Genomic DNA, 13,074 nt, shown 5'->3' on the forward strand with positions numbered 1-13,074 from the left:
GATGACAGACTCGCTTTACGAGCGACTCGGTGGCGAAGACGCGATTACGGCCGTCGTCGACGAATTCTACGACCGCATCATGGCGGACGAACAGGTTGCAGGGTACTTCGACGACGTCGATATGCAGAAACAGCGGGCCCATCAGGCCCAGTTCATCAGTTCGGTCACCGGCGGTCCCGTCGAGTACGCCGGCGGGGAGATGGAAGCCGTCCACGCGGACATGGGTATCACGCCGTCGGACTTTCAGGCGATCGCAACCCACCTCGACGACGCGCTCGCCGAGTTCGACGTCGACGAGGACGACCGCGAGGCCGTCCTCGATGAGATCGCGAGCTATCAGGACGCGATCGTCACGGCCGCCGACTGAGACGGTCCATCCGAATCGCAGATCGACCATACCCGTCGTATGATGGGGCCAGCACCGTTTTCGTGACTCGAGCGATCACCGCCTCGCAGCGGCGGCTGCGACCCGTTCTAGCCCCGTAATTTTCGACCTTGACCGGACTGATACTCGCTCCGTTCCCCTAACCGCTGTCGCGAACACGTTCGTATGTTTTTCCAGTCCGTAGGAACTCCCGGGACGTTTGACGGGGGTCACGGACTGAGTTGCGATCGTCATGCAAGTAACGCGAAAACAGCTGGCGACGTTCCTCGCCACGATCTTCGTCGTCAACCTCATCGTCATGGGCGGTGGGGCGTGGCTCTCCTATGCGAACTCGCCCGACATCCCCGATACCATCGTCGGGCCCGACGGCGAGACGGTCGCCACGAGCGAGGACGTCCAGGACGGCAAAGCTGTCTTCCAGGAGAACGGCTTGATGAACCAAGGGTCGATCCTCGGGCGCGGTAGTTACTACGACACCGACTACACCGCCGACACGCTCGATTCCAAGGCCGAGTACATGCGCGACTATTACGCGCAAGAGCGCCACGACGAGAACTACTCGGCGCTGAACGCCTCGGTCCAGGCCGGCATCGACCAGCAGGTCCGGCAGGAACTGCAGGACAGCGAGTACGGCTCGCAGGTCCAGTACTCCGCGGCGGAAGTCTATGCCCACCAGCAGGTGCGTGAGGACTACGTCGAGCGCTACCACGAGGGCGACCGGGAGCGCGGTATCCCCGCCGGACAGATCGAGAGCGCCGAGGAAGCGGAGGAGTTCGCCGACTTCGCGCTCTGGACCGCCTGGATCTCCCACACTGACCGCCCCGACTCCTCGGCTTCGTTCACCAACGACTGGCCGTACTCGCCCGCGGCGGGCAACGACGCCGGCGGCCCCATCATGACCTGGAGCGTCATCGCCATGGTGTTGCTGGTCGGCGGTGCCGGGGCCGCCATCTGGCTCTACCAGTCCATCGACCTCCCCGAACCGGAGGCCGAGGGCGCGTCGATTCCCCACCCCAGCGAGATCGAACTCACGCCGAGTCAGCTGTTGAGTACCCGGTTCGTCCTCATCGGGGCCCTGCTGTTCGTCGCCCAGACGTTCCTCGGGGGCTTGCTCGCCCACTACTACATCGAGCGCGACGGCTTCTTCGGCATGCGGGAACTGATCGGCGTCGAAATCCTCCAGTGGCTCCCCTGGTCGATCGTCAGGACCTGGCACGTCGATCTGGGTATCCTCTGGATCGCCACCATGTGGCTCGGCGCCGGGCTCTTCCTCGCGCCGCTGCTGACCGGCCGCGAACCGCCGAAACAGGCGCTGTACGTCAAAGGCCTCGTCGGCGCACTACTGGTCGTCGCCGTCGGCGGTCTGGCCGGCATCTGGCTGGGCATCAACAACTTCTTCGACGGCCAACTGTGGTGGCTGCTGGGCAACGAAGGCCTCGAGTACGTCGAGATCGGCCGGATCTGGCAGGTCGGCCTGCTGGTCGGCTTCCTCGGCTGGACCGCCCTCGTGGCCCGGGGCTTCAAGCCGCTGCTCGATCGCGAACCCCGCTATGGACTTGCCCACATGATCGTCTACGCGGGCGGCTCGATCGGCCTGCTGTTCATGGCCGGCTTCCTCTATACGCCCAAGACCAACATCGTCGTGACGGAGTTCTGGCGCTGGTGGGTCGTCCACATGTGGGTCGAGGGCGTCTTCGAGTTCTTCATCCTCGTCGTCATCGCCCTCACGTTGGTCTCGATGAACCTCCTCTCGAAGAAGTCCGCCGAGAAGGCGGTGATCTTCCAGGCCGCCCTCGTGATGGGCAGCGGGATCATCGGCGTCTCGCATCACTACTGGTGGGCCGGCCTCCCCGAGGTCTGGCTCCCCATCGGGAGCGTCTTCTCGACCATCGAGTTCATTCCGCTCCTCTTTATCCTCTACGAGGCGCTGGGCCAGTACCGCGCGATGGATACCGCCGGGAAGGACTTCCCTTACCGGATGGCCTTCTACTTCATCGTCGCCTCGAGCGTCTGGAACTTCTTCGGGGCCGGCGTCATCGGCTTCTTCATCAACCTCCCGATCATCAGCTACTACGAGACCGGGACCTACCTCACGGTCGCCCACGCCCACGGCGCGATGTTCGGTGCCTTCGGCCTGCTCGCGATGGGGATGTCCGTCTACATCCTCCGGGTGACCACCCGCGCCGAGAGTTGGACCACGCGCCGGCTGCGCTGGTCGTTCTGGCTGTGTAACCTCGGGCTGGCGCTGATGATCTTCCTCTCCCTGCTGCCCGTCGGCTTCCTCCAACTCGAGGTCGGGTTCACGCAGGGGTATGCCGCCTCACGGAGCCTCGAGTTCTACAACGGCGAGCTGATCCAGACGCTGTTCTGGCTGCGTATGCCCGGCGACACGATGCTGATCGCCGGTGCAGTCCTCTTCGCCTGGGACGTCGTCGCGAAGCTGCTGTTCCAGCGGAAAGCGACCGCCGGCGAGTCGAGCAGTCACGTCATCGCCGACCGGATCTTCGGCGACAGTGACCCGTCGGACGTCGTCGACCCCGTCAGCGACGACGACTAACCCGACGCGGGCCGGCGGCTCTTTTCGAGGTATCCTGCCGATCAGTGACGGCCCCCTCGGCCGTCCCGGTCCCGTCGAGACCGAAAACCAGATCGCCGGGGCCGGAACCCGATCCCGACTACTGAAACGATTCTCCACCGATCATACCGCATCGGACGAGCAGGGACGTTCGATTTCAGTCGCTACTCGAGTCCGTGACCGCGATCGTGTGTTCTTTCGTCACCGAGTCGGCGTCGTCGCGGTCGGCATCGGCCCAGGCCGTGACCGCGTAGGCGTACTCCCCCGGCTCCGCGTCTTCGGCGGCCCGAATCGGCACCTCGAGGTCGACGTTCGAACGCGTCTCGGCCCAGCGCCAGCACGGCGGCGACGAGTCGGTCCGATCCGACGGCGACGGTGACAGCGTCGCTGCGTCGATCTCGAAGACCACCGTCTCGGTGGCCGGGACGCGCTCGAACTCGATCGCGCCGACGGTCGTGGCCGAGAGGTAGAGGGTCGTCTCTTCGCCGGGACCGAGCGAGACCGTTCCGCCACCGATACTGGGAGACCGCTGTGCGCGGGCACCGAGACACCCGGCAAAAGCGCCGATACTCGTAACTGCCGCGGACGAAAGCAGCGCCCGTCGATTCATGCCGACGGCTTTCCGGACGACCCGGATACGTGCTCCCCCGAACACGTCCGCGTCGGCGGCGAGGGGTCAGCGATCGAGCCCGCGACGGGCGGACACCTATAGCGCTTCTTTGTACGCCTCGAGGGTCCGCTCGACGTCGTCGTCGGTGTGGCCGTAACTGACGAACTGACACTCGAACTGGTTCTGCGAGAGGAACACGCCCTCGTCTTTCATCCCTCCCCAGAAGACGCGCCGCCAGCGTTCGGTCTCGGCGTTTTTCACGTCGGCGGCGTTTTTCGGACAGTAGTCGTAGCGCGGACAGGTCGGATCCTGTCGACAGCCGGCCGAACACTGCTCCTCGAGCGAGTCGGGACCGGGACCGTCTCGCGTGAAGATGACTTTGAACATGCTGTCGGTGCCGGTGACGGTGTAGCTCGGTGCCTGGTCGGCGACGATGTCGCTGAGCCCGCTCCGGAGCCGGTCGCCGAGCCCGTTGACGTGGTCGTAGACGTCGTTTTCCGCGGCGAATTTCAAGGTCTCGAGGCCGGCGGCCATCGTAACGGGGTGGCCCGAGAAGGTCCCGGCCTGGAAGACATCGCCAGAAGGCGTGAAGTTCTCGACGATTTCGGCGCGGCCGCCGATGGCGCCGACGGGGAAGCCGCCGCCGATGATCTTGCCGAACGTGGTCAGATCGGGGGTGACGCCGAACTCGCTTTGGGCACAGCCCAGTCCGCCCACGCGGAAGCCGGTGATCACTTCGTCGAAGATCAGCAGGGAGCCGTGTTCGTCGGTGATCTCCCGGAGGAACTCGTGGTAGCCCTCTTCGGGGTAGACGATGCCGTAGTTCCCGAGGATGGGTTCGGTCAGCACCGCGGCGATGTCGTCGCCGTGTTCCTCGAAGACTTCTCGGATGGCGTCCTCGTCGTTGAACGGCACGGGGAGGGTGTGTTCGGCAAAGGACTGCGGGATGCCGGCCGAGGAGGGTCGGGGGTTCTCGGCGTCGCCCTCGACCAGCGTCGACTCCTGTGCGCCGTGGTAGCCGCCCTGCATGACGACGATCTTGTTCCGGCCGGTGTAGCCCCGCGCGAGCCGCACTGCGGAGGTAGTCGCCTCGGTGCCGGAGTTGACGAAGCGGATCTTCTCGACGCTTGGGACGTGACGGACGACGAACTCCGCGAGGTCGACCTCGATCTCGGTCGGGGTGCCGTACATCGGCCCTTCGCTTGCCTTCTGCTGGACGCTCGCCTGGACGGGGTCGGGTAGGTCGTGGCCCAAAAGCAGCGGGCCGAGCCCCATCACCCAGTCGATGTAGCGGTTGCCATCGGCGTCGATGACGTGGCCGCCCTCGCCCTTCCGGACGAAAAACGGATAGGGTTCGATCGCTGCGCGAACTGCGGAGTTGACGCCGCCGGGCAGCACCGACAGCGCTCGATCGTACAGGTCACGCGAGTTGTCGTCGCTCATATCGCTGCCTTGGAAACCCGACGGGAAAGTAGTACCGAGGTCTCCTCGCTGACGGTTCCGGACCGGCGGTTCGGACGGCTACGAGTCGATTTCGGTGCGGTCGAGACCCATCCATCCGTCACCGAGCCGACAGCCTGTCTCAGTAATCGCCGGCCTTCCGCTCGGATTGGCGCTGTCGGATCGTGTTCGCCACGTCGTCGTAGTTCGGCACGCCCGAGAGTACCAGCGAGTTCGTTCGGCTGAACCCCTGCGTGAACCCCTGCGGGATCACTGCGTGCGAGACGGCGATCGTTCCGAACCCCCGGTCGCGGCTGAAGGCGGTCGTACTCGTCTGTAGCCCGCGGATGTCTTCCATCCACGTCTCGGTGGTCTTCCTGGCGGTAAATCCCGCGATCACGACGATCCGCCGATCGGTGACGAGATAGCGGACTCGGTTCCGTCGATACCAGATATAGCCCCCGATCACGAGCGCCGTGACGAACCCGAGCAACGCCGCCGCCGTACTCCCGACTGCGAGGCCGACTACCCCGACCAGTCCGGCCAGTCCGCCGACGACGGCGTGGCCGATCCAGTTCCACCACGTCGGCTGTGCGTCGACGAGGACCTCCTCGCCCTCGAGAAGCGAAAGTGGGCTCGTCGAGTCGGTTCGATCCGACCGGTCCGGATCGCGACCGACCGTTTGAGCTTCGTCGTACGCTACGTTCGACCCGTCGCGTTGCTGACTCATTCACGATCCGTCTCGGCGGCAGATAAATCAGTGTACTGGTCGGTTCGCTCGAGCATCACGCGAGCGCTCGGGCGACACACGAGGGAGGAGGACCCACAGAAGCAGTGAAACGGGGTGTGGCCGCGATCAGACCGCGTCCCGGCCGGTCTTGCCGGTCCGGATCTGGGTCGCGCTCTCGACGGGCATGACGAAGATCTTGCCGTCGCCGGGTTCGCCGGTTTCCGCGCCCTCGCGGATGGCATCGACGACCTCTCCGGCAGGGATGTCGGCGACGACGCACTCGATCTTGACTTTCTGGTGGAGGTCGACCGTGTACTCCTCGCCGCGCCATTGGCCCTTCTTCGCGGGCTGGGAGCCGCGGCCGGAGACGTTGGTGACCGTCAGCGACGGCGCGCCGGCTTCGGCCAGCGACTGCTTGATCGCCCCGAGGCGGTCGGGGCGGACGATCGCGGTGACCATCTTGATCTCGCCGTCGTTCGGCTCGCCGCCGTCCGCGCGGATGACTTCGTCGGAGCCACCGTCGGTGGCGACGTCGGGCTGGCCGAACTCGGGGTAGGTGTCGACGCCGTGTTCGGAGACGTCGAGCCCGTCGCGTTCGTGTTCCGGCGAGACGCGGGCCTGGCCGGTAGCCTTGAACGCGTACCAGATAACGCCGGTCGCGACGATCGTCCAGGCAGCGATGACGACGACGCCGATGACCTGGGCGACGAACGCGTTCACGATGCTATCGACGACCCCCGGTGCGGCGACGAAGGGGAACAGCAGCGTCCCGAGGACCCCGGCCGAGCCGTGGACGGGGAACACCGCACAGACGTCGTCGATCTTCAGGTACTGCTCGACGAACTCGAAGACGAGGGGCAGTTGCACGCCGGCGAGGCCGCCGACGACGAACGCGCCCCACCACGCCGTGGTGTCGGGGATCGCGGTGATCGCGGCGAGGCCGGCCAGCAGCCCGTTGGCGACGTACAGGGTATCGACTTTGCCGGTCTTGAGCCACGCGACGAGGCCGGCCCCCATCGCACCGCAGGCCATCGCGGCCGTCGTGGTCAAGGCGACGCGACCGAGCTGATCGCCGAGGAACGCGCCCTCGCCGATGATCGCCGAGGTACCGACGTTGAAGCCGTACCAGCCGAAGGCGAGGATCAGCGTGCCGAGCACGGCGAAGGTCAGCGAGTGGCCGGGAATGACGTTCGCGCTCCCGTCACTGTTGTATCGGTCCATGCGCGGACCGAGGACCCACGCGGCGGTGAGACCGGCGATACCGCCCATGCCGTGGACGATCATCCCGCCAGCGAAGTCGTGGAACAGGACGTCGCCGTACGCGAGGTGTTCGCCGGCCCACGTGAGACCGGTGACGACCGGGTAGATGACCGCCGCCAGCAGGAAGGTGTAGCTGACGTACGCACGGAGTTTCGCACGACCGGCGACGGCACCCGAAACGATCGTCGCCGCGGTCATGGCGAAGACCGCACCGTACAGCCAGTCGAGCCAGCCCGCGGCATCGCCTTGGAAGGCCGGCACGAAGCCGTCACCGGCGACGACGCCCTCGACACCCACGCCGATGAGGAAAAACACCGTCACGCCGACGCTCCAGGTCAGCAGGTTCTTCGTCAGCTGGTTCGCCACGTTCTTCGAGCGCACCTGCCCCGCCTCGAGCATGGCGAAGCCGGCGTGCATGAAGAAGATCAGGAACGTGGCGACCAGGATCCACATGTAGTTGATCGAGTCGATCAACATCTCGACCTCGGCCTCGCTCTGCAGGAGCGTCGGCTCCATCAGGCGTCCACCCCAGTTTGCCACGCACTGTTACTCCCATCGACCAAACGATCGTCGTCTTCCAATGCAATTGCGCTCATGTTTGACCTCTTAATCACGTTTGAGTTGGTTGCACTTACACCATTTAAGGGTTAGCGTTGACAAATGGCTAAAATTGTGGGTGTAATAGGGTCATCCGTTCAAAGCTAAAGCAGCTTTAATGTGTATAAGGGTGTTGGAAATTACGTCCTTTTCGAACGGCGGTTATATTTTGCTTGTTTGTAAACCCGGACAGTACGGGCTATCCGCTCGCTGTTGCGAGAATTACCGGTTATCGTCGTCCGGGCGGGGCCTATCAGTGCGATTCCGCTCGCGCGCGGCAGATCTTGCCACTCCTTGCTCCGCGGCGGACTGCTAATTGACGATCGTCTATTATTCGGTCCAGAGCGGTCAAACGTGGTCGATTCGACGGTGGCCGACTACGGGCGGGTCGACCGGCAACCCGACCGATCTACAGTTGCTTTGCGATGTCTTCGGCGAAGTAGGTCAGAATCAGGTCCGCGCCGGCTCGCTTGATCGACAGCAGCGACTCCGTCGCGACCGCCTCGAGGTCGAGCCAGCCCTTCTCGGCGGCCGCATGTAGCATCGCGTACTCGCCGGAGACGTTGTAGGCGGCGACGGGGTGGTCGAACTCCCGGCGGACCGAACTGATGATATCGAGGTAGGAAAGCGCGGGCTTGACCATCATCACGTCCGCGCCCTGCTCGGCGTCCAGTCGGACTTCCCGCATGGCCTCGCGGGCGTTGGCCGGATCCATCTGGTAGTGTCGGCGGTTCCCGAAGGTCGGCGCGCCGTCGGCGGCGTCCCGGAACGGCCCGTAGAACGCGCTCTCGTATTTGGCCGCGTAGCTCATGATCGGGACGTTCGCGAACCCCTCGCGGTCGAGCGCCGACCGGATGGCCCCGACCATTCCGTCCATCATTCCGCTGGGCGCGACCATGTCCGCGCCCGCCCGGGCGTGAGACGTCGCGATCTTCTCCAGGGCCGTGAGCGTCGCGTCGTTGTCGACGGTCATCGTGGGCTCGCAGGCCGGACCGTCCGCGGCGACGCCGCTCTCGCTTCGCAGCTCCTCCTCGAGCGGGCCGCAGTGGCCGTGGTCGGTGTACTCGCAGAGACAGACGTCCGTGATGACGTAGGCGTCGGTCTCGCTCGTGATTCGGCGCAGCGCCTCCTGGACGACGCCGTCCTCGGCCCAGGCGCGGGTCCCCTCGGGGTCTTTCGATTCCGGGATCCCGAACAGCATGACGGCCTCGACGCCCGTCTCGAGGACGTCCTCGACGCGGGCGACCGACTCCGCGATCGGGACCCGCTCGTGGCCGGGCATCGACTCGATCGGCCGGCGCTCGTCGGTCGTCGCGTCGACGAACACCGGGGCGATCAGGTCCGAGGGCTCGAGGCTCGTCTCGCTGACGAGCCCGCGAACCCGGTCCTGTCGGAGCCGCCGGGGGCGATGTGTGAGGTCCATACCCGAGTATTCGACGGGAGCCGCAAAAGCGCCTCGTTCCCGGACTCGTCGGTCAGAAGCCCGCGTCCCGGAGTCGCCGCGTGACGCTCGCAACCGTTGGCAGCCGCTGTTGGAGGCGCGCCAGCGCGAACATCCCGCGAGCGTACCACGCGGTCGGCACCCCCGGCGGGACGTCGAGCGGTCCGGTTCGGGAGGTGGCGATCGTCCGGGACTCGAGGTAGCGCTTGATTCCCTCGGGGCCGTGCCGGCGGCCGAGCCCGGAGTCGCCGAAGCCGCCCATCGGCGCGTCGACGGCCGCCCAGCCGGAGACGTAGGCGTCGTTGACACAGACGGTCCCACAGTCGATCTCGCGGGCGACGGCGACGCCGCGCTCGCGGTCGCCGGTCCAGACGCTCGCGTTCAGGCCGTACTCGGTGTCGTTGGCCCGCTCGATCGCGGTCGCGACGTTCGGGACCGACTCGACTGACACGACCGGACCGAACGTCTCCTCGCAGGCGGCCGTCGCCTCGGGCTCGAGGTCCGTCAGGATCGTCGGTTCGTAACAGAACGGCCCCACCTCGGGTCGGCGCTCGCCGCCGGTAAGTACCGTCGCACCGCGCTCGCGCGCGTCCTCGACGTGGCGCTCGACACGCTCGAGTTGGTCGCTGTCGATCAGCGAGCCCACGTCGTCCTCGTAGTCGAAGCCGGTTCCGAGGGTCAGGTCCCGCGTCGCCGCGACGAAGGCCTCGACGAACTCGTCGTGGATCGAGTCGGCGACGTAGACCCGCTCGGCCGCGAGACACAGCTGGCCGGCATTCGAGAAACAGGCCTGGACTGCGCCGCGGGCGGCCTCCTCGATGTCGGCGTCGTCGAGGACGAGCAAGGGGTTCTTGCCGCCGAGTTCCAGCGAGCAGCCGATCAGGTTGCGGCCCGCCTGTTCCGCGACGAGCCGGCCCGTCTCGGTACTCCCGGTAAAGGAAATGTAGTCGACGCGGTCGATCAGCGCCGGCCCGACGGTCGCGCCGCGGCCGGTGACGATCTCGAAACAGCCGTCCGGAAGCCCGGCTCGCTCGAGCAGGTCCGCCAGTGCCAGCGCGGTGTACGGCGTCTTCTCGTCGGGTTTGAGGACGACGCTGTTGCCCGCGATGAGCGCGGGGAGGACGTCGGTCAGCGAGAGCGTGAGCGGGTAGTTCCACGGGGAGATCGCGCCGACGACGCCGACCGGCTCGTAGGTCACGCGAGCGGTCGTCGCCGGCGGGATCGCGCCGCGTCGCCGCTCCTCGCGAAACGCCGCGTCCCCGCGATCGGCGTAGTACGAACACGTCAGCGCCACGTCGACGACTTCCTCGACGGCGTGGCGGCGGGATTTACCGGTCTCGAGTTGCAGGATATCGAGCAGCTCCGCCCGGTGTTTCAGGACGAGGTCGCCGAACCGGGCGACGATCTCGCGGCGTTCGTCCATCGCCGTTTCGGCCCACGACGATTGGGCCGCTCGAGCGCGGTCGACGGCCCGCTCGACGTCGGCGCCGTCGCAGTCCGGAACCGCACCGACTGCGGTGTCCGTCGCCGGCGCTCGTACCTCGATCGTCTCGCTGCCGTCGGCGTCGACTCGATCGGCCAGCGCCGCGAGTCGACTCGCGGAGATGCCCGTCGCCGCGAGGACGTTCGCTCGGGATTCGGTCTCGAGTGACATGTGTACTCATCTCGTCTGTGCCTGCACCCATACGCCTTTGTGTCGCGGAGGGTCTCGATCGGTCTCGGCCGCCGAAGCGGTTCCCGTGTCCCGTTTCGCTATAGTAGCCACTGACAGTCATTGCACACCTGACCGCACGACAGCGTTGCGATCAGTGTGTGAATCGTTTCAGTGGCTACTATAGCGGAGGCCCGGCCGACCGGAACGCGATCGGCCGTCCGGACCTACGGCCGGAATCACGGCTTCGCCGTCTGGACCCGCGAACTGCTCGCCGACCGGGTGGCGGACCGCGACGCGGACCGGACGACGGGCGGCTGCATTCCTGCGACCGCGTCCTGCGGTCGCTCGAGTCGGCGAGTCACGCGTCGCAACGAGTACGCAAATTTAAGTGCGCGTCCCGCATTGAACCTGTTAGCAATGGCCATAGATCCGCAGTTCAATGAGAACCGCGAACAGGTCGACGAACACGAGGGCCACGCGGTCTGGGGCCCGGTCGAGGAGCCGGAGGAACTCGGCATCCACGGCACCCACGTGGCGGTCGATTTCGACATCTGCATCGCCGACGGGGCCTGCGTCGAGGACTGCCCGGTCGACGTCTTCGAGTGGATCGACACGCCGGGGCATCCGGAAAGCGAGGAGAAAGCCGACCCGGCCAACGAGGCACAGTGTATCGATTGCATGCTCTGTGTCGACGTCTGTCCGGTCGACGCCATCGACGTCGACGCCGGACGAACGGCCTGATTACTCGGCGCGGTCGACGTCGACCTTCTCTTTGAGGCTCTCGAGCCCGTCGGCTTCAGCGAGTTCCTGGAGGCGCTCGCGGAAGTGTTCCTCACAGAGGCCGACTTTGAGTCCATCGGACTCGGCTGCGAAGGCGGCCTCGCGGTCGCAGTAGTGGCAGTTCATACTCACGCGTTGGGACCACGTCGCATTGAACCCTCCGCTAGCGGCCAACGTTTGGATCAATCGACTCTCAACTCGAGTCGCTCGAAGGCTTCTCGCGAGAGGCCCGCGACGCCGATTCGGTCGTCGTGGGCGTCGCTGCCGCCGGTGACCAGCAGACCGTGGCGCTCGATTGCCCGTTCGACGGGGGCGCGATCGATGTCGCGGCCGTACGGATATCGCAACTCGACGGCGTCGAGATCGGCCGCCAGCGCGAGCGCGCTTTCAGGGTCGCGATACCGCAACGGGTGGGCGAGCGAGACGAGCCGACACGACTCGGCCAGTGCCGCCCGCCCGCGCTCGAACGACGGCACGTCCCGCGGCACGTAACACGGGCAGTCCGAGCCGATGAGGTGATCGAACGCGCCCTGGTAGTCGTACGCGGCCTCGGGGTGGGCCTCGATCGCCCGCGCGATGTGGGGCCGTCCGAACCCGCCGTCGACCGTCACGTCCAGCTCGAGCCCCAGCCGGGACTCCACGCAGTCGACGATCGCCCGGCCGCGCTCGATGCGGTTCTCCTGAATCGTCTCGAGGATCGCCTCGAGGTCGCCGCTCGGCTCGAGGCCGTAGCCCAGCAGGTCGAGCCGCTGGCCGCCCGGCGTCTCGACGCGAAGCTCGATCCCGTGGATGAGCGTCACGCCGTCGCGTTCGACGACCGGGCCGGCGAACGGCTGGACCCGGTCGTGATCGGTCACCGCGACCACCTCGACGCCGCCGCGGCGCGCGGCCTCGGGCACTGCCTCGAGATCGAGGCTCCCGTCCGACCGCGTCGTGTGAACGTGTAAGTCCGCGTGAGGCATACGCTATCCGAACCGGGCCGCTCCTAAAGGCGTTTCTCCGTGCCCGCGTTCTGTTTTTCGCGATCTCTAGGGGTCTACTAGGTGTTCTAGGTCTACAGTGCGACTAGGAAACATAGATGGACAATGTTTATAATCATTGTTCACGGAGGATCTGGTGTAATGCTGCTCAATGGCACCGGCGACGTCATCGACGACCACGAGTACCCCGCCACGACCGAGGAACTGATCGAGGAGTACGGGGACCGCACGCTCGAACTCCCCAACGGGACCGAGACGGTCGGCGATGTACTCGCCCGCCTCGAGTCCGAAACCTTCGAAAACTCGGAGGACGCACGCTTTGCCGTCTACTCCGCCGTCAGCGACAAGGCCGTCGGCCGCGTCGGATACAGCGACCGCGACCCGACGCCGGTCGGCAGCCCGTACGCGCCCGACGCCGTTTCCTTCTAGAACCGAACTTTTGCTCTGCGGGCGCGGCGAAGCCGCGCCCTCGGCAAAACTTCGATGAAAAGCACTCCTCCTTCCTTTCCGTTCGCGTTGCTCACTCCAAGTCAGTCGTCGGCCCGCTCGCTCCCTACGGTCGCTCACGGGTGGTAATAGTTGATTCCCACCTGTGGTAAGTACAAGTAGCTGTACTGAGCGC

General features: G+C 66.0%; 12 protein-coding genes. 4 read left to right on the plus strand and 8 right to left on the minus strand.

Annotation, left to right across the window (positions count from 1 at the left end; genetic code table 11):
- Nucleotide 1: 1 nt before the first annotated feature.
- Together ACSBP4_RS01420 and ACSBP4_RS01425 are read left to right on the plus strand one after the other, a co-directional pair.
- The gene (locus tag ACSBP4_RS01420; RefSeq protein WP_049965323.1) at nt 2–367 is read left to right on the plus strand and encodes a group I truncated hemoglobin; all 366 of its coding nucleotides are present in this window, start codon (nt 2–4) and stop codon (nt 365–367) included.
- Between the two features lie 250 nt (nt 368–617).
- Nucleotides 618–2,942, plus strand: a complete 2,325-nt coding sequence (locus ACSBP4_RS01425) for a nitric-oxide reductase large subunit (protein ID WP_435551161.1) — start codon at nt 618–620, stop codon at nt 2,940–2,942.
- Nucleotides 2,943–3,117: 175 nt separating this feature from the next.
- On the opposite strand, the gene ACSBP4_RS01430 is transcribed toward ACSBP4_RS01425, so the two are convergent.
- The 6 genes from ACSBP4_RS01430 to ACSBP4_RS01455 all read right to left on the minus strand — a co-directional run bounded on the left by ACSBP4_RS01430 (nt 3,118) and on the right by ACSBP4_RS01455 (nt 10,692).
- On the minus strand, nt 3,118–3,570 hold the full coding sequence (locus ACSBP4_RS01430; protein WP_233274328.1) for a hypothetical protein: 453 nt from the start codon (nt 3,568–3,570) through the stop codon (nt 3,118–3,120).
- A gap of 96 nt (nt 3,571–3,666) precedes the next feature.
- Entirely contained in the window at nt 3,667–5,013 is a 1,347-nt protein-coding gene (gene hemL / locus ACSBP4_RS01435) for a glutamate-1-semialdehyde 2,1-aminomutase (RefSeq protein WP_049965325.1), read from the minus strand.
- 139 nt (nt 5,014–5,152) lie between these two features.
- A complete protein-coding gene (locus ACSBP4_RS01440) occupies nt 5,153–5,740 on the minus strand; it encodes a PH domain-containing protein (protein ID WP_435551162.1) in 588 nt (195 codons plus the stop codon).
- Nucleotides 5,741–5,866: 126 nt separating this feature from the next.
- On the minus strand, nt 5,867–7,516 hold the full coding sequence (locus ACSBP4_RS01445) for an ammonium transporter (protein ID WP_435551163.1): 1,650 nt from the start codon (nt 7,514–7,516) through the stop codon (nt 5,867–5,869).
- A gap of 490 nt (nt 7,517–8,006) precedes the next feature.
- Nucleotides 8,007–9,020, minus strand: coding sequence for a porphobilinogen synthase (gene hemB / locus ACSBP4_RS01450; protein WP_435551164.1), 1,014 nt, complete (start codon nt 9,018–9,020; stop codon nt 8,007–8,009).
- A gap of 52 nt (nt 9,021–9,072) precedes the next feature.
- Nucleotides 9,073–10,692, minus strand: coding sequence for a succinic semialdehyde dehydrogenase (locus ACSBP4_RS01455; protein WP_435551165.1), 1,620 nt, complete (start codon nt 10,690–10,692; stop codon nt 9,073–9,075).
- 417 nt (nt 10,693–11,109) lie between these two features.
- Here ACSBP4_RS01455 and ACSBP4_RS01460 point away from each other — a divergent pair, with 417 nt between their 5' ends.
- Nucleotides 11,110–11,433, plus strand: a complete 324-nt coding sequence (locus ACSBP4_RS01460) for a 4Fe-4S dicluster domain-containing protein (protein WP_006648373.1) — start codon at nt 11,110–11,112, stop codon at nt 11,431–11,433.
- On the opposite strand, the gene ACSBP4_RS01465 is transcribed toward ACSBP4_RS01460, so the two are convergent.
- Together ACSBP4_RS01465 and ACSBP4_RS01470 are read right to left on the minus strand one after the other, a co-directional pair.
- A complete protein-coding gene (locus ACSBP4_RS01465; RefSeq protein WP_006183007.1) occupies nt 11,434–11,598 on the minus strand; it encodes a DUF6757 family protein in 165 nt (54 codons plus the stop codon).
- A gap of 56 nt (nt 11,599–11,654) precedes the next feature.
- Nucleotides 11,655–12,434 carry a PHP domain-containing protein gene (locus ACSBP4_RS01470; protein WP_435551166.1) on the minus strand — a complete coding sequence of 260 codons (780 nt, stop codon included), beginning with the start codon at nt 12,432–12,434 and terminating at the stop codon, nt 11,655–11,657.
- Between the two features lie 159 nt (nt 12,435–12,593).
- Here ACSBP4_RS01470 and ACSBP4_RS01475 point away from each other — a divergent pair, with 159 nt between their 5' ends.
- Nucleotides 12,594–12,881 (plus strand): DUF5789 family protein, encoded by a 288-nt coding sequence (locus tag ACSBP4_RS01475; protein WP_006648371.1) that lies wholly within the window; start codon nt 12,594–12,596, stop codon nt 12,879–12,881.
- Nucleotides 12,882–13,074 lie beyond the last annotated feature (193 nt).

The organism is Natrinema sp. CGMCC1.2065 (assembly GCF_051225675.1).
GTDB lineage: Archaea > Halobacteriota > Halobacteria > Halobacteriales > Natrialbaceae > Natrinema > Natrinema thermotolerans.

Coding starts and splice junctions, on each gene's coding strand:
- ACSBP4_RS01420 (WP_049965323.1), top strand. CDS start 2: ATGACAGACTCGCTTTACGAGCGACTCGGTGGCGAAGACGCGATTACG.
- ACSBP4_RS01425 (WP_435551161.1), top strand. CDS start 618: ATGCAAGTAACGCGAAAACAGCTGGCGACGTTCCTCGCCACGATCTTC.
- ACSBP4_RS01430 (WP_233274328.1), bottom strand. CDS start 3,570: ATGAATCGACGGGCGCTGCTTTCGTCCGCGGCAGTTACGAGTATCGGC.
- hemL (WP_049965325.1), bottom strand. CDS start 5,013: ATGAGCGACGACAACTCGCGTGACCTGTACGATCGAGCGCTGTCGGTG.
- ACSBP4_RS01440 (WP_435551162.1), bottom strand. CDS start 5,740: ATGAGTCAGCAACGCGACGGGTCGAACGTAGCGTACGACGAAGCTCAA.
- ACSBP4_RS01445 (WP_435551163.1), bottom strand. CDS start 7,516: ATGGAGCCGACGCTCCTGCAGAGCGAGGCCGAGGTCGAGATGTTGATC.
- hemB (WP_435551164.1), bottom strand. CDS start 9,020: ATGGACCTCACACATCGCCCCCGGCGGCTCCGACAGGACCGGGTTCGC.
- ACSBP4_RS01455 (WP_435551165.1), bottom strand. CDS start 10,692: ATGTCACTCGAGACCGAATCCCGAGCGAACGTCCTCGCGGCGACGGGC.
- ACSBP4_RS01460 (WP_006648373.1), top strand. CDS start 11,110: ATGGCCATAGATCCGCAGTTCAATGAGAACCGCGAACAGGTCGACGAA.
- ACSBP4_RS01465 (WP_006183007.1), bottom strand. CDS start 11,598: ATGAACTGCCACTACTGCGACCGCGAGGCCGCCTTCGCAGCCGAGTCC.
- ACSBP4_RS01470 (WP_435551166.1), bottom strand. CDS start 12,434: ATGCCTCACGCGGACTTACACGTTCACACGACGCGGTCGGACGGGAGC.
- ACSBP4_RS01475 (WP_006648371.1), top strand. CDS start 12,594: ATGCTGCTCAATGGCACCGGCGACGTCATCGACGACCACGAGTACCCC.